The organism is Nonomuraea sp. NPDC050547, assembly GCF_044457345.1.
In the GTDB taxonomy this organism is placed as follows: Bacteria; Actinomycetota; Actinomycetes; order Streptosporangiales; family Streptosporangiaceae; genus Nonomuraea.
In genome coordinates this window covers 181009-203445 of record NZ_JBITGW010000017.1, presented here as the reverse complement: position 1 = coordinate 203445, position 22437 = coordinate 181009, and the positions used below count along the sequence as shown (strand labels likewise).

At 72.5% G+C, this 22437-nt stretch carries 23 protein-coding genes; 18 read left to right on the top strand and 5 right to left on the bottom strand.

Translation table 11 applies throughout. The features are described 5' to 3' along the window. Positions 1–30 precede the first annotated feature (30 nt). From ACIBHY_RS37320 to ACIBHY_RS37295, 6 genes are read left to right on the top strand one after another with little or no spacing between them, the layout of a single operon-like run. Positions 31–1485: an ATP-binding protein gene (locus tag ACIBHY_RS37320; RefSeq protein WP_397309172.1), complete on the top strand. Its 1455-nt coding sequence runs from the start codon at positions 31–33 to the stop codon at positions 1483–1485. Between the two features lie 11 nt (positions 1486–1496). After that, complete coding sequence (locus tag ACIBHY_RS37315; protein ID WP_397255616.1) at positions 1497–1886, top strand: roadblock/LC7 domain-containing protein; 390 nt, start codon at positions 1497–1499, stop codon at positions 1884–1886. Continuing rightward, a complete protein-coding gene (locus ACIBHY_RS37310) occupies positions 1883–2245 on the top strand; it encodes a DUF742 domain-containing protein (protein WP_397255618.1) in 363 nt (120 codons plus the stop codon). Before ACIBHY_RS37315 ends, ACIBHY_RS37310 begins: the two co-directional genes overlap by 4 nt. Continuing rightward, positions 2223–2849, top strand: a complete 627-nt coding sequence (locus ACIBHY_RS37305) for an ATP/GTP-binding protein (RefSeq protein ID WP_379623144.1) — start codon at positions 2223–2225, stop codon at positions 2847–2849. The genes ACIBHY_RS37310 and ACIBHY_RS37305 overlap by 23 nt, the downstream gene beginning before the upstream one ends. Then, positions 2846–4012, top strand: a complete 1167-nt coding sequence (locus ACIBHY_RS37300) for a cytochrome P450 (protein WP_397255620.1) — start codon at positions 2846–2848, stop codon at positions 4010–4012. Before ACIBHY_RS37305 ends, ACIBHY_RS37300 begins: the two co-directional genes overlap by 4 nt. Further along, positions 4012–5217, top strand: a complete 1206-nt coding sequence (locus ACIBHY_RS37295; RefSeq protein WP_397309170.1) for a cytochrome P450 — start codon at positions 4012–4014, stop codon at positions 5215–5217. The genes ACIBHY_RS37300 and ACIBHY_RS37295 overlap by 1 nt, the downstream gene beginning before the upstream one ends. Here the strand turns inward: ACIBHY_RS37295 and ACIBHY_RS37290 are convergent. Continuing rightward, positions 5214–5696, bottom strand: coding sequence for a nuclear transport factor 2 family protein (locus ACIBHY_RS37290; protein ID WP_397309169.1), 483 nt, complete (start codon positions 5694–5696; stop codon positions 5214–5216). The two genes, ACIBHY_RS37295 and ACIBHY_RS37290, sit on opposite strands and share 4 nt — an antisense overlap. Positions 5697–5782: 86 nt before the next feature. Here ACIBHY_RS37290 and ACIBHY_RS37285 point away from each other — a divergent pair, with 86 nt between their 5' ends. The 4 genes from ACIBHY_RS37285 (at position 5783) to ACIBHY_RS37270 (ending at position 9203) form a co-directional block, all read left to right on the top strand. Beyond that, on the top strand, positions 5783–6679 hold the full coding sequence (locus ACIBHY_RS37285; protein WP_397255626.1) for a LysR family transcriptional regulator: 897 nt from the start codon (positions 5783–5785) through the stop codon (positions 6677–6679). Between the two features lie 130 nt (positions 6680–6809). Beyond that, positions 6810–7493, top strand: coding sequence for a gamma-glutamyl-gamma-aminobutyrate hydrolase family protein (locus ACIBHY_RS37280; RefSeq protein ID WP_397255628.1), 684 nt, complete (start codon positions 6810–6812; stop codon positions 7491–7493). A gap of 10 nt (positions 7494–7503) precedes the next feature. After that, on the top strand, positions 7504–8424 hold the full coding sequence (locus ACIBHY_RS37275; protein ID WP_397309168.1) for an alpha/beta hydrolase: 921 nt from the start codon (positions 7504–7506) through the stop codon (positions 8422–8424). Then, positions 8421–9203, top strand: a complete 783-nt coding sequence (locus ACIBHY_RS37270; protein WP_397309167.1) for an enoyl-CoA hydratase/isomerase family protein — start codon at positions 8421–8423, stop codon at positions 9201–9203. Before ACIBHY_RS37275 ends, ACIBHY_RS37270 begins: the two co-directional genes overlap by 4 nt. 50 nt (positions 9204–9253) lie before the next feature. Here the strand turns inward: ACIBHY_RS37270 and ACIBHY_RS37265 are convergent, their stop codons facing one another. Together ACIBHY_RS37265 and ACIBHY_RS37260 are read right to left on the bottom strand one after the other, a co-directional pair. Then, on the bottom strand, positions 9254–10435 hold the full coding sequence (locus ACIBHY_RS37265; protein ID WP_397255634.1) for an acyl-CoA dehydrogenase family protein: 1182 nt from the start codon (positions 10433–10435) through the stop codon (positions 9254–9256). 71 nt (positions 10436–10506) lie between these two features. Then, on the bottom strand, positions 10507–11097 hold the full coding sequence (locus tag ACIBHY_RS37260) for a class I SAM-dependent methyltransferase (RefSeq protein WP_397255637.1): 591 nt from the start codon (positions 11095–11097) through the stop codon (positions 10507–10509). A 129-nt stretch (positions 11098–11226) separates the two neighbouring features. Here ACIBHY_RS37260 and ACIBHY_RS37255 point away from each other — a divergent pair, with 129 nt between their 5' ends. Together ACIBHY_RS37255 and ACIBHY_RS37250 are read left to right on the top strand one after the other, a co-directional pair. Beyond that, positions 11227–12837, top strand: a complete 1611-nt coding sequence (locus tag ACIBHY_RS37255) for a histidine kinase (RefSeq protein WP_397309166.1) — start codon at positions 11227–11229, stop codon at positions 12835–12837. Then, the gene (locus ACIBHY_RS37250) at positions 12834–13511 is read left to right on the top strand and encodes a response regulator (RefSeq protein ID WP_397255746.1); all 678 of its coding nucleotides are present in this window, start codon (positions 12834–12836) and stop codon (positions 13509–13511) included. Before ACIBHY_RS37255 ends, ACIBHY_RS37250 begins: the two co-directional genes overlap by 4 nt. Here the strand turns inward: ACIBHY_RS37250 and ACIBHY_RS37245 are convergent. Both ACIBHY_RS37245 and ACIBHY_RS37240 read right to left on the bottom strand, forming a co-directional pair. After that, the gene (locus tag ACIBHY_RS37245) at positions 13492–14868 is read right to left on the bottom strand and encodes a glycerate kinase (protein ID WP_397309165.1); all 1377 of its coding nucleotides are present in this window, start codon (positions 14866–14868) and stop codon (positions 13492–13494) included. The genes ACIBHY_RS37250 and ACIBHY_RS37245 overlap by 20 nt on opposite strands. Positions 14869–14877: 9 nt before the next feature. Beyond that, positions 14878–16275: an SLC13 family permease gene (locus tag ACIBHY_RS37240; protein ID WP_397309164.1), complete on the bottom strand. Its 1398-nt coding sequence runs from the start codon at positions 16273–16275 to the stop codon at positions 14878–14880. An 81-nt stretch (positions 16276–16356) separates the two neighbouring features. On the opposite strand from ACIBHY_RS37240, the gene ACIBHY_RS37235 reads away from it, so the two are divergent. The 6 genes from ACIBHY_RS37235 to ACIBHY_RS37210 all read left to right on the top strand — a co-directional run bounded on the left by ACIBHY_RS37235 (position 16357) and on the right by ACIBHY_RS37210 (position 22432). Then, positions 16357–16944 (top strand): phosphoribosylanthranilate isomerase, encoded by a 588-nt coding sequence (locus ACIBHY_RS37235; RefSeq protein WP_397255645.1) that lies wholly within the window; start codon positions 16357–16359, stop codon positions 16942–16944. A gap of 333 nt (positions 16945–17277) precedes the next feature. Further along, a complete protein-coding gene (locus ACIBHY_RS37230) occupies positions 17278–17859 on the top strand; it encodes a CDP-alcohol phosphatidyltransferase family protein (RefSeq protein ID WP_184963195.1) in 582 nt (193 codons plus the stop codon). 4 nt (positions 17860–17863) lie between these two features. Next, entirely contained in the window at positions 17864–20371 is a 2508-nt protein-coding gene (locus ACIBHY_RS37225; RefSeq protein ID WP_397309163.1) for a sugar phosphate nucleotidyltransferase, read from the top strand. Positions 20372–20712: 341 nt separating this feature from the next. After that, a complete protein-coding gene (locus tag ACIBHY_RS37220; RefSeq protein ID WP_397255649.1) occupies positions 20713–21225 on the top strand; it encodes an FHA domain-containing protein in 513 nt (170 codons plus the stop codon). After that, positions 21222–21875, top strand: coding sequence for a MerR family transcriptional regulator (locus ACIBHY_RS37215; RefSeq protein WP_397309162.1), 654 nt, complete (start codon positions 21222–21224; stop codon positions 21873–21875). The genes ACIBHY_RS37220 and ACIBHY_RS37215 overlap by 4 nt, the downstream gene beginning before the upstream one ends. A gap of 86 nt (positions 21876–21961) precedes the next feature. Further along, positions 21962–22432, top strand: coding sequence for a bifunctional nuclease family protein (locus tag ACIBHY_RS37210; protein WP_090771501.1), 471 nt, complete (start codon positions 21962–21964; stop codon positions 22430–22432). The last annotated feature ends 5 nt before the right edge of the window (positions 22433–22437 follow it).

The window sequence follows — 22437 nt, the reverse complement described above, 5'->3', positions numbered from 1 at the left end:
CGCCTCCCATCCACCCATGCAAAGGTTGTCATGGCTTCCCCTCGCTCGCCCCAGCAGGCGCAGTGGCTCTGGCCCGTCACCCTGGCCCTCCCCATCCTCGCCGCGCTGCTGGCCTTCGCCGCCGCGACCGGCGCCGCCGCCTGGTTACCCGTGGCCGCGGGCGTGCTGGCGCTGGTCTGCGCCGTGGCCGTGGCCGCCGTCCGGTACGAGCACGGAGCCACGGTCCAGGCCCTGGAGCAGCGGGAGCGGGCGAGCAAGCAGCGCGAGGCCGAGTTCCAGCACCACGTCCAGCAGCGCAACCTCCAGTGGAACAACCACCTGGCCGCCCGCGCCGCCGCCCTCGACGAAGCGGTCAAGCACCTGGTCACCGAGCGCATCCCGGCGGTGGGAAACGACACCCCGGTGCCCCCGCCGTACCAGAACGGGGCCCTGGACGAGGAGGTGGCCGCCCGGCTGGAGGACGTGCTCGACGCCGTGGCCGGCTCCGCCAAGCAGGACGGCGAGCGGCAGGAGTCGCTGCGGCTGGCCGTCGTGGCGCTGGCGCGCCGGGTGCAGACCTCCGCGCACCGCATCCAGGAGACCGTCTCGCTCATGGCCGAGCGGCACCCCGGCAACCCGGACGTCCTCGAGGCCAGCATGCAGGTCGACCACGCCGCCGCCCAGCAGGGCCGCCACGCGCAGAGCCTGGCCGTGCTGTGCGGCGACTGGCCGGGCCAGCAGTGGCCCAAGCCGCTCGCGCTGGTCGACGTGGTACGCGCCGCCGCCTCGCGCATCGTCGCCTACAAGCGCGTCGAGGTCTCCGGCGACCCCGACACCGCCGCCTCGGCCAAGGTCGTCGAGCCGCTCATCCACCTCGTCGCCGAACTGCTGGCCAACGCCACCCAGTCCTCGCCCCCCGCCACCACGGTGCTGGTGGCCATCCGCAACGTCCAGCGCGGCGCGGTCATCGAGATCGACGACGGCGGCGTCGGCATGGACGAGCACCACCTGGAGCAGGCCCGCGAGGTCGTCTCCGGCCGCCGCACCGTCGGCGTCGGCGAGGTCGGCGAGATCCCGCAGACGGGGCTGGCCGTCATCGGGCACTACGTGCGCCGCCACGGCTTCCTGGCCGACCTGCTGCCCTCGCCCTACGGCGGCGTGCGCGCCGTGGTGCTGGTGCCGACCGAGGTGGTCGAGACGCTGGAACCGGTGTCCGCGCCGCCGGTCAGGGCGGCCCGGCCCGCCGTACCGGAGGAGAGGGCGCCGCACGCCGCCCCCCAGGATCCCGAGCTGCCCCGCCGCCGCTCCAAGCGCGGCGAGGCCGCGCCCCCGGCAGAGGGTACGGCGGGCGGCCCGTTCACCGCGGCGGAGGGCCCAGGCGAGGAAGGCGCGCCCGCGGACCAGCCCGCACCGGCGCGCACCGACACGACGCCCGAGCAGGCGGGCGCCTGGATGGCGGCCTTCTTCGACCACAACGCCGATACCGAGCCCGGCGACGACGAATGACGGAGGAATGGATGCAGCAGGACCAGGACTGGATGATCGGCGAGGTCGTCTGGGTCCCCGGTGTCAGGCACGTCGTCGTCCTCAGCTCCGACGGGCTGCTGAAGGCCCGCTCCGCCGGAACCCCGCGCGACGTCGCCGACCGCCTGTCGGCGGCCTGCTCGGGCCTGCAGTCGCTGGCGCAGAGCGTCGGCAGGGAGTTCGGCATGGACGGCGGCGCGGTCAAGGAGCTGATGGTCGGCTTCGAGGGCGGCTACCTGTTCGCGCGCTCGGCGGGCACCGGCTCCCACCTGGTGGTGATCACCGAGCCGGTGGTGGACCCGCGCCTGATCGCCCAGCAGATGCAGGCCCAGGTCATCAAGATCGGAGAACGGAACTTCAGCACCCCGGCCCGCAGGGCATGACGGACCCGGGCGGCTACAAGGACCAGGCGGTCCGCCCGTACGTGCTGACGCAGGGCAGGGCCCGCCCCTCGCGCAACACGATCGGCCTGGACACGCTGCTCGTGGTCACCGAGGCGGGCAAGCCGCTGCCGGTCTCGGCCAGCCGCCAGGAACGCGACCTGGTGCGCATGTGCCGCAGGCTGCTGTCGCTGGCCGAGGCGGCGGCCTACCTGGAGCTGCCGCTCAGCGTCGCCTCGATCCTCGCCTCCGACCTGGTCGACTCCGGCCACCTGACCGCCCGCTCGCGTATCCCCGAAGTCGCCCGGCCGTCACCGAACATGCTCAAGGAGGTGCTGGATGGCCTCCGCAGGCTCCGCTGACCGCTACCTTCCCGACACGGTCCAGGAATCGGTGAAGATCCTCGTGGTCGGCGACTTCGGCGTAGGGAAGACCACCATGATCGGGTCGGTCAGCGAGATCGAGCCGCTGCGCACCGAGGAGACGATGACGCAGGCCAGCGTCGGCGTCGACGACCTGGCCGGGCTGGAGGCCAAGGCCACCACCACGGTCGCCATGGACTTCGGCCGCATCACGCTGAGCCCGCTCACCGCCCTCTACCTGTTCGGCACGCCGGGCCAGCAGCGCTTCTGGGATCTGTGGGCGGGGCTGTCGGAAGGGGCGGTGGGCGCGCTGGTGCTCATCGACACGCGGCGCCTCGAAGGCAGCTTCGAGGTGCTCGACCAGCTCGAACTCCGCGGCGACATGCCGTTCGCCGTGGCCGTGAACCTGTTCCCCGACTCGGTCAGGCACAGCAGGAAGGCGCTGCGCGAGGCGCTCGACCTGGCCCCGGACACGCCGATCGTCGAGTGCGACGCCAGGAACCGGGCCTCCTCGCTCGACTGCCTCATCACGCTGGTCGAGCACGCCGTACAGAAAGAGCAGGCGGGCCAGAAGGCGCCCGCCGTACAGAAAGAGAAGGCATGACCACCCCGCTCACGGCCACCACCGACTACGAGGAGCTGCGGGCCCAGTGGGGTGACGTGGCCTGGGTCGAGCTGGAGCCCGGGGTGGGCGCCTGGCTCGTCATGGGCTACCAGGAGATCCTCACCATCACCCGCCAGGAGAAGCTCTACAGCCGCGATGCCCGCAACTGGCGGCTGTTCCAGGAGGGGGTGGTGCCGCCGGACTCGGGGCTCGGGCCGATGATGTTCTGGCGGCCGAACGTGATCGGCGCCGACGGGGGCGAGCACCGCAGGCTGCGCCGTCCGCTGGACGACGGCGTGGCCGCGATCGACCAGCGGCGCATGCGCCGCTCGGTGGAGGGCATGTGCGCGGACCTGATCGCCGGCTTCCGCGACAAGGGCAGCGCCGACCTGGTGGGGGAGTACGCGGCGGTCATCCCCATGCTGGCCATCGCCGACCTGTTCGGCCTGGACGTCACCCAGGGGCACGAGCTGCTGGCGGCGCTGCGCGCGCTGTTCGGCAGCGCCGAGGACTCCCAGGCCGGCAACAGGAAGTTCGAGGAGATCCTCGGCGGCATCATGCACGCCCGCCAGCAGGACCCCGCCGAGGACCTCACCAGCCGCTTCCTGCGCCACCACGACCTCAACGGCGACGCCGAGGTGCTGCAGTCGATGGTGGTGATGATCTCCGCCGCCCAGGAGACCACGACCACGTGGATCTCCCAGACGCTGCGCCTGGTGCTGACCGACCCGCGCTTCGCCGGGCGGATGCGCGGCGGACGGCTCGGCGTCGACGACGCGCTCGACGAGGTCCTGTGGCGCGACCCGCCGATGACGAACATGCCCGCCAGGTACGCGCTGCGCGACACCGAACTCGGCGGCCGGCGCATCGCGCGCGGCGACGCCCTGGTCCTGGGTCTGGCCGCCGCCAACGCCGACCCGGGCGCGCACACCGGCGAAGCGGTGATCGAACTCGGCAACCGGGCCCACCTGGCGTGGAGCGCGGGCCCGCACGCCTGTCCCGCCCCGGTCCCGGCGCGCCTGATCACCCGCACCGCGGTCGAGACGGCCCTGCACCTGCTGCCCGACGTCCGCCTCGCGGTGGCGCCGGACGAGCTCACCCCGCACCCCTCGCCGTGGACCCGCTGCCCCGCGGCGCTCCCGGTCCTGTTTGGAGATCACTGATGGACATCATCACGCTCGACCCGGCCGGAACCGACCACCACGGCGAGGCGGCCAGGCTGCGCGAGGCGGGGCCGGTCGTGCGGGTGGAGCTGCCCGGCGGCGTCCGGGCCTGGGCCGTCACCCACCACGAACTCCTGGCGGAACTGGTCGCCGACCGCCGGGTGAGCAAGGACTGGCGCAACTGGAACGCCATCCGGCGCGGCGAGATCCCCGACGACTGGCCGCTGATCGGCATGGTCAAGGTCACCAACATGGTCACCGCCGACGGGCGCGAGCACCACCGGCTGCGCAAGTTCGTCACCCAGACGCTGACGCCGCGCCGCGTGCAGGGCATGCGGCCGAGGCTGGAGCAGATCGTGGACGGGCTCCTGGACGAGCTGCCCGGCCACGCCGCCCCGGACGGAACCGTGGACCTGCGCCCGCACTACGCCTACCCGGTGCCCATGCGGATGATCTGCGAGCTGGTCGGCGTGCCCGAGCAGGAGCGCGACGAGCTGCGCACGCTCGTGGACAGCATCTTCCGCTCGACCACCTCCCCCGAGGAGGTGCTGCGCACCCAGCGCGACATCCACCTGCTGCTGGGCCGCCTGGTGGCGGGCAAGCACGCCGCACCGGGCGACGACCTGACCAGCGCGCTCATCGCCGCGCAGGTGGACGACCCGGACCGGCTGACCGACGAGGAACTGGCCGGGACCATCTGGCTCATGCTGGCCGCCGGGCACGAGACCACGCTGAGCCTGGTCGTCAACGCCGTACGGGCGCTGCTGACCCACCCCGACCAGCTCTCCCTGGCCCTGAAGGGCGACGAGGCCACCTGGGCCGCGGTGGTGGAGGAGACGCTGCGCTGGGACGCGCCCATCGGCAACTTCATGGCCCGCTACCCCCTGGAGGACCTCACGGTGGCGGGTGTGACGATCCCCGCGGGCGAGGCCATCCTGGCCCCCTACAGCGCCGTGGGCCGCGACACGGCGCAGCACGGTGCGGACGCCGACCGCTTCGACATCACCCGTGAGCAGCGCCGTCACCTGGCCTTCGGCGGCGGGCCGCACGTGTGCCTGGGCGCCGCGCTGGCCCGTCTGGAGACCGCGGTGGCCCTGCCCGCCCTGTTCGCCCGCTATCCCGGCATGTCGCTGGACGCCGCGCGCATCCCCCCGGTCCCCTCCCTGTTCTCCAACTCCGCCGCCACCCTCCCGGTCCGCCTCTAGCCGAAGATCGCGGGCGGGTCGCCGGTGTACCAGAGGTTGTCGATCACCACCCGGGTCATCACCCAGCGCCCGCCCTCGCGTACCAGCTCCACGTCGTAGAGGTTCTTCAGCAGCGCGTGCACGCTCCGGTCGGCGGTGAGCAGGTGCTGGGCCTCGACCATCGCGGTCAGGCGGGCCGTGTCGCCGGTGACCTGGACGCGCGGGTTGGTGACCTGGTGCGTGGTCGCCACCCGGCCCGCGAACCCGCCCAGGATGGCCGAGACGATCGTGTCCCTGCCCGACATCACCGGCGGCGCGGCCCCCCACTTCGCCGCGGCCGGGCCGAAGTCCAGGCCGGCGTCCTCGGCGAAGGCCGAGGCGAACAGCTCCGCGTCCCCCAGGTCCTGGCCCAGCGCGAACCGGTACAGGGCGTCGATGATCTCCGGCAGGTCGCGCGGGTCCGCGCCGTCCGCGAGCGCGCGGTCAGTAGTGACGTACATGTGATTCATCCTTGTTTCGTCCGTTCTCGTCATCAATGCGAGTCTGTGCAAGGATCATGAAGCGTGGTTTAACGGTCCGGGGTGGCATGGTGGAGAGATACGAGCTGGAAGCCTTCCTGACGCTGGCCGAGGAACTGCACTTCGGCCGCGCCGCCGAGCGGCTGCGCGTGTCCACCGCCCGCGTCAGCCAGACGATCAAGAAGCTGGAGCGGAAGGTCGGGGTGCCGCTGTTCGACCGCAGCAGCCGGCGGGTCGAGCTGTCGGCCGTGGGACGGCAGCTGCACGAGGAGATCCGGCCCGCCTGGGAGCTGATCGGCGCGGCAGTGGAACGCGCCATCGAGACCGGCAAGGGCATCACCGGCACGCTGACCGTCGCCTTCGTGGGCCCGGCCGGCGGGCAGCTCGTCATGGGGGCGGCCGAGGAGTTCCGCGCCAGGCAGCCGGGGTGCGCGGTGGACATCAGGGAGGCGCAGCTCGGCGACGTCGTGCCCTGGCTGCGCGAGGGCGTGGCCGACCTGGCGCTGACCGGCTTCCCCATGGACGCGTCCGGCGTGGTGGCCGGGCCGGTGCTGGTGCGCGAGGCGCGGATGCTGGCGGTGCCCGCCGGGCATCCGTTCGCCCGCAGGACGCGGGTGTCGGTCGAGGATCTGGCCCGGGTGCCCGTGCTGCGGCTGCCCGAGTCGGTGCCGGAGTCGCACCGGGCCGACCGTACGCCCCGCCGTACACCGGCCGGCCGGGCCATCGCGCCGGGTCCGGTGGCGGCGACCCTGCACGAGATCCTCACGCTCGTGGGGGCAGGGCGCGGCGTGTTCCCGGTCGGCGCGCAGACCCGCCGCTACCACCCCCGCCCCGACGTGGCCTACGTGCCCTTCGGCGACGCGGCCCCGGTCGAGTGGGGCCTCATGTGGCGGTCGGGGGGAGGGAGCGCGCGGGTCCTCGCCTTCGCCCGCGCCGCCGGCGACCTCCTGTCCGCCCACCGATAGCCGAGAAGCGGATCAGCACGTGAGATTCGGGCGGGGATAGAAGTGACAGAACGGGATCTCCGGGAGAGCCGACATAACCGAAATGGTCTGCGCCATGATGGGCTTGAGGCCCCAACTCCCTGGAGATCGCATGTCTCGACCCCTGATCGGTATCACCGCCTACTTCGAGGCCGCCCGCTGGGGCGACTGGGTCAGGGAGGCCGTGCTGTCTCCGCCCTCGTACGCCAAGGCCGTCACCCGCGCCGGCGGCGCCCCCGTGATCCTGCCGCCGCTCGGCCTGCACGCCGTCGAGGACTACGTACGCGGGCTGAAGGGCATCGTGCTGGCCGGTGGTGTCGAGGTCGGCGCGCAGGCCTACGGCGAGGACGACGACGCCAGGGTGGCCGAGCCGCAGGCGCACCGCGACCGGTTCGAGCTGGCGCTGGCCCGCGCCGCCGTCCAGGCCGACGTGCCCATCCTGGCCGTGGCCCGCGGCATGCACGTGCTCAACGTCGCCCAGGGCGGCACGCTCATCCCCTGGCTGCCCGACGTGCTCGACCACGAACGGCACGGCGAACAGGGCCCGCACGTGATCCAGGTGAGCGTGTCGAGCAAGCTGGGCAAGGCCGTGGGCGACAAGGTCGAGGTGGTGGCCCCGCACACCCAGTCGGTACGCAGGCTCGGCTCGGGCCTGCTGGCCGTCGCCTGGGCCGACGACCAGATCGTCGAGGGGATCGAGCTCCAGGGGCACCGTTTCGGCGTGGGCGTGCAGTGGCACCCGGAACGCGCCGAGGAGATCAAGCTCTTCGATGCGCTCGTGGAGGCGGCCCGCTAGGCTTCGGATCATGCCGCTGCATCCCCAGGCGCGGGACTTCGTCGCGCGCTTCCCGTCGGATCTGGGCGTCGACCCGGACACGCTCGATCTGGGCGCCATCCAGCGGATGCGCGCGGAGGACGGCCTGGCCGCCGAGCGCGGGCCGATCACGCACCTGCCGTTCGTGCGCGACGAGACGGCCGAGGGCGTGCCCATCAGGATCTACCGCTCCGACCGCGGCGAGGACGCCCTGCCGGTGGTGGTCTACTTCCACGGCGGCGGCTTCGTCTTCGGCAGCGTCAAGCGCAACGACGCCGTGGGCCGCGACCTGGCCATCCGCACCGGCGCCGTCGTGGTCTCCGTCGACTACCGGCTCGCTCCGGAAAACGTCTTCCCCGACGCGGCCGACGACGCCTGGGCCGTGGTGCGCGACGTCTTCGCCCGGCCCGCCTTCTACCAGAGCAACGGCCGCGTGGCCGTCATCGGCGACAGCGCCGGGGGCAACCTCGCCGCCGTGGCCGCCTGGCAGGCGCGTGAGGCCGGGCTGAGCCTGGCCCACCAGGTGCTGGTCTACCCGGTCATGGACGCGGCGATGGACACGCCGAGCTACCGGGAGTTCGGCGAGGGCTTCGGGCTCGACGCCAGGGAGATGGCCTGGTTCTTCGCCCAGTACGCGCCGGGCGCCGACCCGGCCGACCCGCGACTGTCGCCGCTGCGGCTGGACTCCTGCGAGGGGCTGGCGCCCGCGACCGTCGTGACCGCCGGATGCGACGTGCTGCGCGACGAGGGCGAGCGCTACGCCGAACGCCTGGCCAAGGCCGGGGTCGCGGTGGAGTCACGCAGGTTCGACGGCGCCGTGCACAGCTTCTTCGGCCTGCCGGGGCTGTTCGACCAGGCGATCGAGGCCCGCGAGTACGTGGCGGAGCGGCTACGCGAGGACCTGGCCCCGTGACCTACTCCTACGACAAGCTCAAGACCGACATGCCCGCCGACGGCGTGCTGCGCGTGACCATCAGCGAGCCGCGCCGCCTCAACGCCGTCGACATGGCCGGCCACCGCGAACTGGCCGAGATCTGGCGCGACATCGACCGCGACGACGCGGTCCGCGCGGTCGTGGTCAGGGGAGAGGGCAGCGCGTTCTCCGCCGGCGGCGACCTGTCGATGATCGAGGAGATGACGCTCGACCACGCCACCCGGCTGCGCGTGTTCGGCGAGGCCCGCGACATCGTCTACAACGTCCTCAACTGCTCAAAGCCGATCGTCTCCGCCATCCAGGGCCCCGCGGTCGGCGCGGGGCTGGCCGTGGCGCTGCTGGCCGACATCTCCGTCGCCGGGCGCACCGCCCGCATCATCGACGGCCACACCCGCCTCGGCGTCGCGGCGGGCGACCACGCGGCCATCATCTGGCCGCTGCTGTGCGGCATGGCCAAGGCCAAGTACCACCTGCTGCTGTGCGAGCCGGTCTCCGGCGCGGACGCCGAGCGGATGGGCCTGGTCAGCCTGTGCGTGGACGACGACCAGGTCCACGACAAGGCCATGGAGATCGCGGTACGGCTGGCCGCCGGCGCCCAGGAGGCGATCCGGCTGACCAAGTACTCGCTCAACAACTGGCTGCGCATGGCGGGACCGGCCTTCGACGCCTCGCTGGCCATGGAGTTCCTCGGCTTCACGGGCCCCGACGTGCGGGAGGGCGTGCGGGCGCTGCGCGAGAAGCGGCCGCCGAGCTTCTAGTCCGCCGACCGGCTCGGCACCGCCTCCGGGCGTGGGCGAGGCGCGCTGCCTCAGAAGCTGCGTGGCAGGCCGAGGACCTGGGTGGCCAGGTAGTTCAGGAGGAGTTCCTCGGTCACCGGCGCCACCTTGCCGATCCGGGCGTCGGTGAGCAGGCGGGCCACGGGATACTCCAGCGAGTACGCCATGCCGCCGTGCGTCTGGAAGGCCGCGTCGGCCGCCTCCCACGCGGCCTGCGAGGCGGTCAGCTTGGCGATGTTGGCCTCGGTCCCGCAGGGCAGCCCGCGGTCGAACGACCACGCCGCCTTGTACAACATCAGCCGGGCCAGCTCGATCTTGGCCTTGACCCGGGCCAGCGGGAACGCGATCGCCTGGTTCGCGCCGATCGCCCGGCCGAACACCTCGCGCTCCTTGGCGTACGCGACCCCGACCCGCAGCGCCACCTCGGCCCCGCCCAGCGCGGAGGCGGCCAGCAGGATGCGCTCGGGGTTGAGGATGTCCCACAGCACCAGCGCGCCCTGGTCCACCTGCCCCACGACACCGCTCGCCGGAACCCGCAGGTCGTCCAGGAACACCATGTTCGACGGCGTCGTGTTCGCGCCCATCTTGGGGATCGGCCGGTAGCTGAGCTGGCCCGCGGCCACCGCCTCCGGCACGTTCACCAGCAGCACGGTCAGGCCGTTGGTGCGCGGCTTGGCCTCGGCCGCCGGGATCGTCCGCGTCACCAGCAGCATCCACGTCGCCCGCTGCACGCCGGTGATCCAGATCTTCTGGCCCCTGACCACGAACTCGTCGCCGTCGCGGCGGGCCGAGGTGGTGATGGCCAGGGAGTTCGACCCGGCGTCCGGCTCGGTCAGCGCGAAGCACGTCTCGATCTCGCCCGTGGCCATCTTGGGCAGAAGCGCGGCCTTCTGCTCGTCCGAGCCGTGCCGGGCGATGGTCAGCGCGCCGAAGCCGGGCGTCAGCACGTACGTGAACGCCGAGCCCCCCGCCGATCCCGACGCCGACAGCGTCTCGGTCGCGACCGCGAGCTCCAGCAGCCCCTGACCGCCACCCCCATGCTCCTCGGGTACGGCCAGCCCCAGCCACCCGCCCTTGGCCAGTTCCGCCCAGACCTCCTCCGGCCACCGCTTCTCGGCCTCGCAGCGCTGCCAGTAGTCCATGTCGTATCGGGCGCAGATGTCGCCGACGCCGCGCTGGACGGCCAGCGCGCTCTCCGGAAGCGTGAAATCCATCGGCCCATCGTAGAAGGAAGTTCTGGTCAGGGTCGAGCCGCGCGGATCATCGTTGATCCGCGCGGGCAGGCTCAGGGGCGGGGGCGGCGCGCGTGGAAGACGAAGGCGGGCGGCGCGTTGCGCCACACCGTACGGCCCGGCACGACCTCTTCGAACCGCTCGTCCAGCAGGCCGCGGAAGCGGCGGGCGGCGCTGAGCGGAATGGCGTGGATGTAGGAGAACGTGGTGAACGCCCCGCCGGAGCCGAGCGCCGTGCACACCGCACCGAGCAACTGCTGCTGCAGGCTCTCGGGAAAGGCGGCCCAGGGCAGGCCGCTGACGACCACGTCCGCGCGGTTCAGGCGGCGCTCGGCCAGCAGTTCCGGTAGCCGGGCGGCGTCGTCGCGTACCACGTCCACCAGCGGGTAGCGCTGGGCGAGCAGCCCGGCCAGCGAGTCGTTCAACTCGACGGCCAGGTGGTGCCCGCGCCCGCACAACCGGCGCTGGATCTCGGCCGTGAAGGGGCCGGTGCCGGGGCCGAGCTCGACCACGACCGGTTCTCCGCGTTCCGGGATCGGGGCCGAGACCGCCTCGGCCAGCCGCCTGGAACTGGGTGCGAGCGCGCCGATGCTGGCGGGCGAGCGCAGGAACTGGCCCAGAAAGAGAGCGGTGTCGTTAGACATGTGAGGAAACTTACGGCATAGATCGGGGCTCACTCCTCGGTCGAACGGACAGAGTTCCGGCCACTTGGAGGAGGCCCGGTCCTCCCCGGGGAGGACCCGGTAGCCGACACGCGGGGATAGCGTTTGTCCATGCGTTGGCGATGGCGGGGAGTGCCGCTCGATCTCCTCCTGGCCGCCTCCGGCATCGGCCTGGACCTGCTGATATCGGGCAAGGCTCCCGCGTGGGAGGAGCGTCCCGCCCTGTCGGTGATCCTGTTCGCGGTGCTGGCCGGGGCGCCGATGGGGTTCGTGCGCCGCTGGCCGGTCGCCGTCGTCCTCTACCTCGCGGGCTTCCTCGTCTACACCGACCAGATCGGGTCCTTCACCTCCAACACGGCGCAGGTGCTGCTGTGCGCGGCCCTCGGCGCCGCCGCCTACCGCACCCGCTGGCCCCGGATGGTCGCGGCCGTGGCGGCGGGCGCGCTGGCGAGCGCGTTCAACATCGCCGACCCGGGCGTGGCGTTCACGTCCACCGCGTGGATGTACTCGGTGGGGATAGCGCTGTTCCCCGCACTGCTCGGCGCCTATCTGCGGCGGCCCGCCGTACGGCTGGAAGAGCGCGCCATCGCGCCCGACCTGCTGCTCGCGGCGGGCGGCGTCGCCTACGCGGTGCTCAGCACCTGGACGAGCTGGCACGCCGCCGAGCAGCCGATCTGGGTCACCGGGCTGCTCGCGGTGGCCGGCGGGCTGTCGCTCGGCGTCGCGCGGCGGCTGCCCGGCCTGGTCTTCCTGCTCCAAGGGCTGCTGCTGCTGGCCGCCGACAGCTACCTGCCGCAGGTGGTCAACACCTGCATGCTGCTGGTGCTCATCTCCATCGGCGTGTTCGCGATGCGGGTCTCCTCGTGGCTGTGGACCGCCGCGGTCTACCTCGCCGCGTGCATCCTGGGCTCGATCGCCGTCGTCGAGCCCGGCGTCGAGACCACGCCGGTCCGCGTCGTGGTGCTGATGGCGCTGGTCGTCACGCCGGTGGCGATCGGCCGCTACCTCGGCGCGAACCAGGCCGCGCGCTCGGCCGAACAGCTGCGCGCCCGCGAGTCGGCCCGCCTGGCGGTCGCCCAGGTACGCGCCGACCAGCTCGCCGAGCGCGAGCGCATCGCCCGCGAGGTCCACGACATCGTCGCCCACCACGTCGGCGCCATGGTGCTGCGGGCCGGCGCCGCCCACTACGCCGCGCCCGAGGGCCCGATCGCCGACGCGCTCGCCGACATCCGCCAGACCGGCCACCAGGCGCTGGAGGACCTGCGCGGCCTGCTCCACCTGCTGCGCGACCCCGACAGCCCGCCCGACCTGCTCGCCGACCCCGGCGACGTGGTCAGGGAGTCGGCCGAGCGGATGAGCGCCGCCGGCCTCGTGGTCGCGCTCGACGTCGACCCCGCCATGGAGGAGGCGCCGCTGGTCACCCGCGCCTCCGCCGCCCGCATCGTCCAGGAAGGCTTGACGAACGTGCTCAAACACGCAGGACCCGGCACCGAGGTGAGCGTCAGCGTCACCCGGGCCCGCACCGCGGGCGGCCTGTCGGTCGAGGTACGCAACGGCCCGCCGGTCACCACCCGCGAGCCGCTGCCCTCCTCCGGCCAGGGGCTGGCCGGGATGCGCGAGCGGGTGCGCGCACTCGGCGGCGCCCTGACCGCGGGACCCGACGGGCGCGGCGGCTGGCTGCTGAGCGCCACCCTGCCCGGCGCCCGGGGGAGCGCCGCGTGATCCGCGTGCTGGTCGCCGACGACCAGGCCCTGGTACGGGCGGGCGTACGCATGCTGCTGCAGGCGGCGGGCGGCATGGAGGTGGTCGGCGAGGCCGAGGACGGAGCCGAGGCCGTGCGCCTGGCCGCCCACCTCACGCCCGACGTCATCCTCATGGACCTGCGCATGCCCCGCGTCGACGGCCTGGAGGCGGCCCGGCGCATTCTGGCGGCCACCCCGTCGGCCAGGATCGTCGTGCTGACCACCTTCGCCGAGGACGCCAACGTCTACGCCGCCCTGCGCGCCGGCGCGCTCGGCTTCCTGGTCAAGGACGACGAGCCCGAGCGCATGGTCGACGCCGTGCGCAGGGCCGCGATCGGCGAGCAGCTGCTGGCGCCGTCCGTGCTGCGCCGGGTGGTGGAGCGGGCGCTGGCCGCCGAGGACGTACGCGCCGAGGCCGCGCCCGCGCCCCACCTGACCGACCGGGAACTGGACGTGCTGACCCTGCTCGGCTCCGGGCTGTCCAACAGCGAGATCGCCGAGCTCCTGCACGTGGGCGTGACCACGGTCAAGACGCACGTGGGGGCGGTGATGGAGAAGCTGGGGCTGCGCAACCGCATCCAGGCGGCGGTGGTGGCCCACCGGATGGGGCTGGTGGACGCCCACTTCCGTCCCATCACGCGACCCGCCCCCTGATCAGCTCCGTCAGCGGGGGAACGCCGGAGATCGACGGCATCCTCGCGATCCCGCCCGCTGAGGGCCGCGGCTTCGTCGCGACCCGGCCCCCGGAGGCACGGTCCGGCGACGCCTGGTCGGCCGCGGGCGGGACGGCGGGGCGGCCCGTTCCCGGCGACGGCCCGTTTCCCGGGATCCCGGGGAGCGCGGCCGTCATGATCTCGGACGTGCCGCGGGCCCGCTGGAGCCGGGCGCCCACCACGACCATGCGCAGCGCCCGCTCGGCCGCCGCCACCAGGAACTCCTCGCCGCCGTCGATCGCTTCAGCCAGCCGCATGGGCCCCGGCACGATGCTCTCGAAGGCGTCGATGCCCGCCTCGTGCACCTGGCTGGCCCCGGCGCCGATGGTTCCGGCCAGGGCGAGGACGGGCTTGCCGTACCTCTTGGCCCGGCGCGCCACCTCGGCCGGGATCTTCCCCGACGGCGTCTGCGCGTCGATCGCCCCCTCCGCGGTGATCACCAGGTCGGCGGCGGCGATCTTCGCGTCGAGGTCCACGTGGTCGAGCAGCACCTCGAAGCGTGGCAGCAACCGCCCGCCGAGCGCCGCGAGACCCGCGCCGAGACCGCCGGACGCCCCGCTGCCCGGCGCGGTCCGCAGCCCGCCGGCGCCGAGGTCGCGCTCCAGCACCTCGGCCCAGCGCTCCATCGCGGCGGCCAGTTCCTCGACCCGCTCGGGGGTGGCGCCCTTTTGCGGCCCGAACACCCGCGCCACGCCGCGCGGGCCGCACAGCACGTTGCACGGGTTGCAGGCCACGAGCAGTTCCACGCCCGCCGGCCGGGGGTCCAGCCCGGAGACGTCGATCCGGTCCAGCCGCGACAGCGCCGCGCCGCCCGCCGGCAGCGCGCGCCCCTCCGCGTCGAGCAGCCGGGCGCCCAGCGCCGTCAGGGCGCCCGCGCCGCCGTCGGAGGTGCCGGAGTCGCCGCAGCCGACCAGCACCCGCCGCACGCCGTGATCGAGCGCGGCGGCGATCAGCTGGCCCACCCCGTACGTCGTGGTCAGCCCCGGATCGCGCAGCTCACGCGGCACCAGCCGCAGCCCCGCGGTCGCCGCCATCTCCACCACCGCCGTCCCGCCGGGCAGCAGCGCGAGGTGCGAGTCCACCGGCGCGCCCACCGGCCCGGTCGTCGTGTACGGCACCAGCCGCCCGCCCAGCGCCTCGGCCAGCGCGGCGGCCGAGCCCTCGCCACCGTCCACCAGGGGCAGTGTCTCGGTCCTGGCCAGCGGCAGAACCCGGCGTACCCCGCGGGCGATGGCCTCGGCGACCATCCCCGCGCTCAGGGACTCCTTGAAACCACTCGGGGCGATGAGAATACGCATGATCATCCTTCAGTAGGGCAGGCCGAGAAGCGGCCACACCATGAGTGCGAAGAGCAGAACGAGCCCGGCGGTCAGCGGCGCGAGCACCGCCGACAGGGCCAGCAGGTGGCGGGAGCCGTACGTGGGGACCTCCTCGATGCGGTGGAAGAGCGCGACGGGCTTGGCGGAGGCGGGAAGGGTGTGGCAGAACCCCGCGGCGGCCGTGGAGGCGAACGCGGCCGCCGCGGGGGAGACCCCGAGACCGGCGGCGGCGGTGATGACGAGCGGGACGAGCACGCTGGAGCGCGCCGAGCGCGACTGCAGCAGCAGGTGCGCCAGCGTGCTCACCCCGACCACCGCGGCCAGGAACTGCCAGGCCGGCACCCGCACGCCGAACAACCCGCCGGCCAGCCAGCCGGCCGCCCCCGAGGTGGTCATGGCCACGCCCATGGCCATGGTGGCGGCCATGAACATGAGCATCGCCCAGGGCACGGTGGCCAGCGCCTTGTTCATGGTGATCGTCCCGGCCTTCGGCGTGGCGGTGAGCACCGCGCCGACGAACGCGACGACCGCGGGCGAGACCCCGTGCAGTGGCTCGGCGCACCACAGCGCCACCACCACGCAGAGCAGCACGGCCGAACGGCGCTGCGGCCCGTCCAGCGGCCCGCTGACGGGTACGCCCGTCGCCTCGCCGACCGCCTCGGCGTCGACGCTCACCGGTTCGCGCCGGTCGGCCCGCCGCGTGATCATGAGCAGCACGATCTCGGCGCACAGGTGCGAGGAGACGACGGCCAGCGGCAGCCCGAGCAGCAGCCAGTGCGCGAACCCGATCCGCTCGCCCGTGGCCTGGAACAACATCTCGACCGTGATGAGATGCGCGCCCGCCCCGATGAGGGAGGCGACCGCCGAGAGCAGGATGACCGCGGGAAAGACCAGCGCCAGCGCCACCACGACCCGGCGCCGCCCCTCCAGCACCTTGGCCAGCGCCAGGAACACCGGCACCGCCAGCGCCGCCCGCCCCGACGTGGCCGGGACCGCGAACGCGCTCACCACCAGCGCCGCCGTGGTCAGGTGCACCAGCCGCCGTACCGTCGAGGCCCGGGAGACCAGCCAGGCGGTCGCCCGCGCGGCCAGCCCCGAGGCCGACACCCCGGCGGCGATCACGAAGGCGCAGATGAGCAGCCACACGGTCGGCTCACCGAGCGCCCCGAAGAAGTCGTCGGCGGGCAGCACCCCCGACACCACCAGCACCAGCCCGGCCCCGAGGGCGACGAGCGTGTCGTCCACCGTGGCGATCACCCACAGAACGGTCGCCACCGCGAACACGCCCAGCGTGATCTTCCCCTGCGCGCCGAGCCCCGGCGTGAAGATCACGACGGCGGTCACGGCCAGGGCGCTGAGGAGGAGGGCGGAGATCGTTCTTGTCACGACCACGATCGTCGCGGAGCGTGATTACCCGTTCATGAGGCGTTCATGAGCGCTCTCTCACGATTGCCGTAGCCTGGAGGGGTGTACGTCAAGATCTGCGGCCTGAGCGAAGAAGAGCACGTGCGGACCGCCGTCGAGGCCGGCGCCGACGCCATCGGCCTCGTGCTCACCAACAGCCCGCGCCGCATCACGCCCGAGCGCGCGGCCGAACTCGCCGCCCTGGTCCCCCCGCACGTCCTGACCGTGGGCGTCTTCAAGGGCGAGGACCCGGACACGGTCAGAGCCGCGGCACTGACGGCGGGCGTGCGGGCGATCCAGCTCCACGGCCGGCACCCGCACTCCGACTTCACCGCCCTGAAGGACCTGGGCCTCACGCTGGTGCGCGCCGTGGCCGCCGACGCCGACCTGCGCTGCGGGGCCTACGACGAGGACCTGCTGCTGGTCGACGCTCCCCGGGCGGGCGCGGGCGAGCCCTGGGACTGGTCCGCCGTACGCGGCCGCCCGACGGGCCGCTGGCTGCTGGCGGGCGGTCTCACACCGCAGAACGTACGCGCTGCGGTGGCCGCCGCCGCGCCGTGGGGCGTGGACGTCTCCAGCGGCGTGGAGGTCGCGCGCGGCGTGAAGGACTCCGCCCTCATCCGAGCCTTCCTCACCTCCGCCCGCCCATAGCCGTTCTGCGGGGGTACGCCCCCGCCCAGCCCTGTTGCCCCAGCTCCGGGCTTTCCGGCACCCCCGCCCGTGGCTCCCAGAGCCCGGGTTGCCCGCGCCAGGTGTCCACCCTCGCGACCGAGACCCCGGGCCCAGGACCCGCCCCTGGCGCCTGCCCCCACGCGGCGACGGGCCCGCCTCCGCGAACCCTGGCGTTCGGGACCGCCCCGGGGACCCCGCACCGCATGTTCGCTCTCTCGGGGCCCGCGGGCGGAGTGGGCGGAAATGGGGGAGTCCGGGGATGCACAGCAGGTGATCGCGTGGGAGGACAACCCAACGCAGTAGGGTCGCAGCGTGAGCGAAACTTCCGCCGAGGACCGGATCTGGACAGTTCCGAACCTGCTGAGCTTCCTGCGCCTGCTTGGCGTCCCCGTGTTCCTCTGGCTGGTTCTTGGGCCCAAGGCGGACGGCTGGGCCATCGCGCTGCTGATGGTGGCCGGGTTCACCGACTGGCTCGACGGCAAGATCGCCCGCGCGTTCAACCAGACCAGCCGCCTCGGCCGGATCATCGACCCCGCCGCCGACAAGCTCTACGTGTTCGCCACGATCATCGGCCTGCTGTTGCGCGAGGTCATCCCCTGGTGGCTGGTGGTGCTCATCCTCGGTCGTGAACTCTTCGTCGCGAGTTTCGCTCCCGTCCTTCGCAAACACGGCTACCGGGCACTCCAGGTGCATTTTCTGGGCAAAGCCGCCATGTTCAACCTGATGTACGCCTTCCCGCTCCTCTTCCTCGCCTCCCACACTGGGTGGTATGCGGAAATTGCCCGGATTACCGGCTGGGCCTTCGCGATCTGGGGAACGGGCCTGTACTGGTGGGCCGGGCTGTTGTATGTGGTACAGGTGCGCCAGCTCATCAAGGCCGACAAGAAGGAGTGATCGGGTGAAGGCGGTCGTGATGGCGGGCGGGGAGGGTACTCGGCTGCGACCGATGACCGCCAACCAGCCCAAACCTCTCCTGCCGGTGGTCAACCGCCCGATCATGGAGCACGTGCTCCGGCTGCTCAAACGGCACGGCCTCACCGAGACCGTCGTGACCGTGCAGTTTCTCGCCGCGCTCGTGCGCAACTACTTCGGCGACGGCGACGAGCTCGGCATGAGCCTCAACTACGCCACCGAGGACCTCCCGCTCGGCACCGCCGGCAGCGTCAAGAACGCCGCGGACAAGCTCAGGGACGACCGCTTTCTGGTCATCTCCGGCGACGCCCTAACGGATATCGATTTATCGGACATGATCCGTTTCCATCGTGAGAATGCGGCGCTTGTCACCATCGGCTTGAAACGCGTGCCCAACCCGCTCGAGTTCGGGATCATCATCGTCGATGAGCACGGCCGCATCCAGCGCTTTCTCGAAAAACCCACGTGGGGCCAGGTCTTCTCCGACACCGTCAACACCGGCGTCTACGTCATGGAGCCCGAGGTCCTCGACGAGGTCGCCGACGGCGAGGTGGTCGACTGGTCGGCCGACGTCTTCCCCCGCCTGCTCAAGCGCGGCGCCCCGCTCTTCGGCTACGTCGCCGAGAGCTACTGGGAGGACGTCGGCACCCACGAGAGCTACCTCAAGGCCCAGGCCGACGCCCTGTCGGGACGCGTCCAGCTCGACATCGGCGGCTTCGAACGCTCCCCTGGCGTCTGGGTCGCCGAATCGGCCACCGTGGACCCCGACGCGGTCCTGAAGGGCCCCCTGCTCATCGGCGAGTACGCCAAGATCGAGGCAGGCGCCGAACTGCGCGAGTTCACCGTCGTCGGCAACAACGCGCTGGTCCGCGAGGGCGCCTTCCTGCACCGCGCCGTCCTGCACGACAACGTCTACCTCGGCCCCGGCGCCCACCTGCGCGGCTGCGTGATCGGCAAGGGCACCGACCTCATGACCGGCGCCCGCGTCGAGGAGAACGCCGTCATCGGCGACGACTGCGTCATCGAGGCCGAGGCCTACGTCTCCAGCGGCGTACGCGTCTACCCCTTCAAGACCATCGAGGCGGGCGCCGTCGTCAACACCAGCGTCATCTGGGAGTCGCGCGGCCAGCGCAGCCTGTTCGGCCCCCGCGGCGTCAGCGGCCTGGTCAACGTCGAGATCACCCCCGAGCTGTGCGTACGGCTGGCCAGCGCCTACGCCACGACGCTCAAGAAGGGCGAGCGGGTCGTCACCGCCCGGGACTCCTCACTGGCGGCCAGAGCGCTCAAGCGGGCCGTCATCGGCGCCCTGACCGCCAGCGCCATCAACGTCCTGGACCTCGAGGCCGCCCCGCTGCCCGTGGCGCGCTTCCACACCTCCCGCGAGGCGGCCGCCGGCGGCATCGCCCTGCGTACCACCGCGGGCGACCCCCAGAGCGTCGACATCGTCTTCATGGACCAGCGCGGCTCCGACCTGCCGCCCGCCGCCCAGCGCAAGCTGGAGCGCGTCTACTCCCGCCAGGAGTTCCGCCGCGCGTTCCCCGGCGAGATCGCCGAGCTGCGCTACCCGGCCAGGGCCGTCGAGGACTACGCCCACGAGCTGCTGGCCTGCGTGGACATGACCGGCGTACGCGACATGAAGGTCGTCGTCGACTGCGCCGGCGGCACCGCGACACTGGTCCTGCCGACGCTGCTCGGCCGTGTCGGCGTCGAGGTGCTGACCGTCAACGCCCGCCTGGACGAGGCCTCGCCCACCGAGACCCTCGCCGAGCGCCGCCGCGACCTGCAGCGCCTGGCGGAGCTGGTCAGCTCCTCGCGGGCCGCCTTCGGCGTGCGCTTCGACCCCATGGGCGAGCGCATCGCCCTGGTCGACGAGATGGGCCAGCTCATCGGCGAGGAACGCGCCCTGCTCGTCGTGCTCGACCTCGTCGCCGCCGAGCGCCGCCGCGGGCGCGTCGCCCTGCCCGTCACCACCACCCGCGTCGCCGAGCAGGTCTGCCGCTTCCACGGCGTGCAGGTCGAGTGGACCTCCACCGGCACCGACGCGCTCACCTCCGCCGCCGCGGCCGACGACCTGGTCTTCGCCGGGGACGGCCGGGGCGGCTTCATCGTGCCGGAGTTCAGCCCCGCCGTGGACGGCCTGGCCGCCTTCATGCGCCTGCTCGGCCTGGTCGCCCGCACGCGCCTGTCGCTCAGCCAGATCGACGCCCGCATCCCCGAGGCGAGCCTGCTCAAGCGCAGCGTCCCCACCCCGTGGGCGGCCAAGGGCGCGGTGATGCGCTCGGTCATCGAGGCCGCGGAAGCGGCGGGCGAGGGCTTCCGCGTCGACACCACCGACGGTGTACGGCTGGCCGCCGGCGACGGCAGCTGGGCGCTCATCCTCCCGGCCGCCACCGAGCCCGTCACGGACGTCTGGGCCGAGGCCGCCGACGCCGACTCGGCACAGGCGCTCCTGGAACGCTGGGCCCGCATCGTGGAACAGGCCTCGGGAACGTGAGCCGGCCAGGCCACCAGAACGTGGCGTACCGGATCATCGAACGGGATTCCCGGGGGTGACACGCCGGATCTTCGAGTGGATCATTGGACGGGCATCTGGGAGGATGACCTGCCGGATCGCCCGGCAGGCAACAGGAACGTGACAGAAAGGCAGCGCGGCGGCATGGACCTTGAGGCAGACTCGGCGGTAACTTTGTCACCGTCCAAACCTGTCGTCAGGCGTCCGTCTTGACCTTCGTCGCTGATCAGCGTAAGTTGCGGCATTCGCAAACTTGAAGAGCGAAGCGAGGCGCGCCCCGAGCACCGTTGCCGCGACTTCGCGGTAGGAGGCCGAGCCGATCGATGCCGAGCGTCTACTGCACGCAGTGCGGGCACGCCAACCCCGAGGATGCCCGTTTCTGCTCCCGCTGTGGGTCACCGCTGACCAGACCCGAGGTCGCCGGGGACACCACTTCGACCATCTCGGTCGCGGGAATCGAGGCGTACGAGGCGGAGACCGGTGAGTTCATGCTCGCCGAGCGGGCCCTGGTGGAGCAGCTGCCTCCGGGCACCGCGCTGCTCACGGTCACCAGAGGTCCCAACGCCGGCAGCCGCTTCCGGCTCGACAAGGACCTCACCACGACCGGGCGCCACCCCGAGAGCGACATCTTCCTCGACGACATCACGGTCTCGCGCCGGCACGTGGAGTTCTACCGCCACCACGGCGGCCAGTTCTCCGTGCGCGATGTGGGCAGCCTCAACGGCACCTACGTCAACCGCGAGCGCATCGAGGAGGTGCCGCTGCACTCCGGAGACGAGGTGCAGATCGGCAAGTTCCGGCTGGTCTTCCTGATGCGGACCGCCGTCGCGGGATGACCTCTCAGGCGGCCCGCTCGCACATGAGCATCGGGGAGGTGCTCGGCCTGCTGCACGCCGAGTTCCCCGACGTGACGATCTCCAAGATCCGTTTTCTGGAGGGGGAGGGGCTCATCGAGCCCGAGCGCAGCCCGTCCGGCTATCGCAAGTTCACGCATCTGCACGTGGAGCAGCTGCGTTTCATCCTGCGCGAGCAGCGTGATCACTATCTCCCGCTGCGCGTGATCAAGGACAAGATGGCCGAGTCGTTCGGGCGGCCGCACGCCGTACAGGAGACCTCGGAGGTGCGGCTCAGCCGCGCCGAGCTCCTGGAGGCGGCGGGGCTGAGCGAGGAGACGCTCACCGAGCTGGAGGACTACGGCCTGCTGGCCCCCGTCGCGCGCCGCTACGACGAGGACGCGCTCCAGGTGGCGCGCAGCGTCGGCGCCCTGGCCAGGTTCGGCCTGCACGCCCGGCACCTGCGGGCGGTCAAGGCCGCGGCCGAGCGTGAGGCGGGGCTGGTGGAGCAGACCGTCGCGCCCATACTCAAACGCCGCAGACCCGGCGCGATCGGGGAGGCCGACGAGGTGGGCAGGGAGCTGTCCGCACACCTGCTCGATCTGCACGCGGCCCTGCTGCGCGCGGGCGTGCGGAGTGTCCTGGGCCGATGAAGAGGCCACCGGCGCGCCCTCAGGTGTCCGCCGGGTGTTACGTTGAATTGCATAAGAGCGGTCAGGTGTCGGATACGGAGCAGCCCGTGTTGCAGATGGAGGTAGTGGGCGTTCGCGTTGAAATGCCCACAAATCAGCCGATCGTCTTGCTCAAGGAGGCACACGGAGAGCGGTTCCTGCCGATCTGGATTGGGATGACCGAGGCGACCGCCATCGCGCTGGCCCAGGCCGAGGAGCCGCCGCCGCGACCCCTCACGCACGACCTGTTCCGCGACGTGCTCAGCGCGCTCGGCGTCGGCCTGCGCGCGGTCAACATCGTCGCGCTGCGTGACGGCATCTTCTTCGCCGATCTGGTCTTCTCCAACGGCGTCGAAGTGAGCGCCAGGCCGTCCGACTCCATCGCGCTCGCCCTGCGCACCGGTGCCCGGATCTTCGCCAGCGAGGAGGTCGTGCAGGAAGCCGGTGTGATCATCCCTGACGACCAGGAGGACGAGGTGGAGAAGTTCAGGGAGTTCCTTGACACGATCACGCCCGAGGACTTCGGCAGGGCGGGGTAGGTATT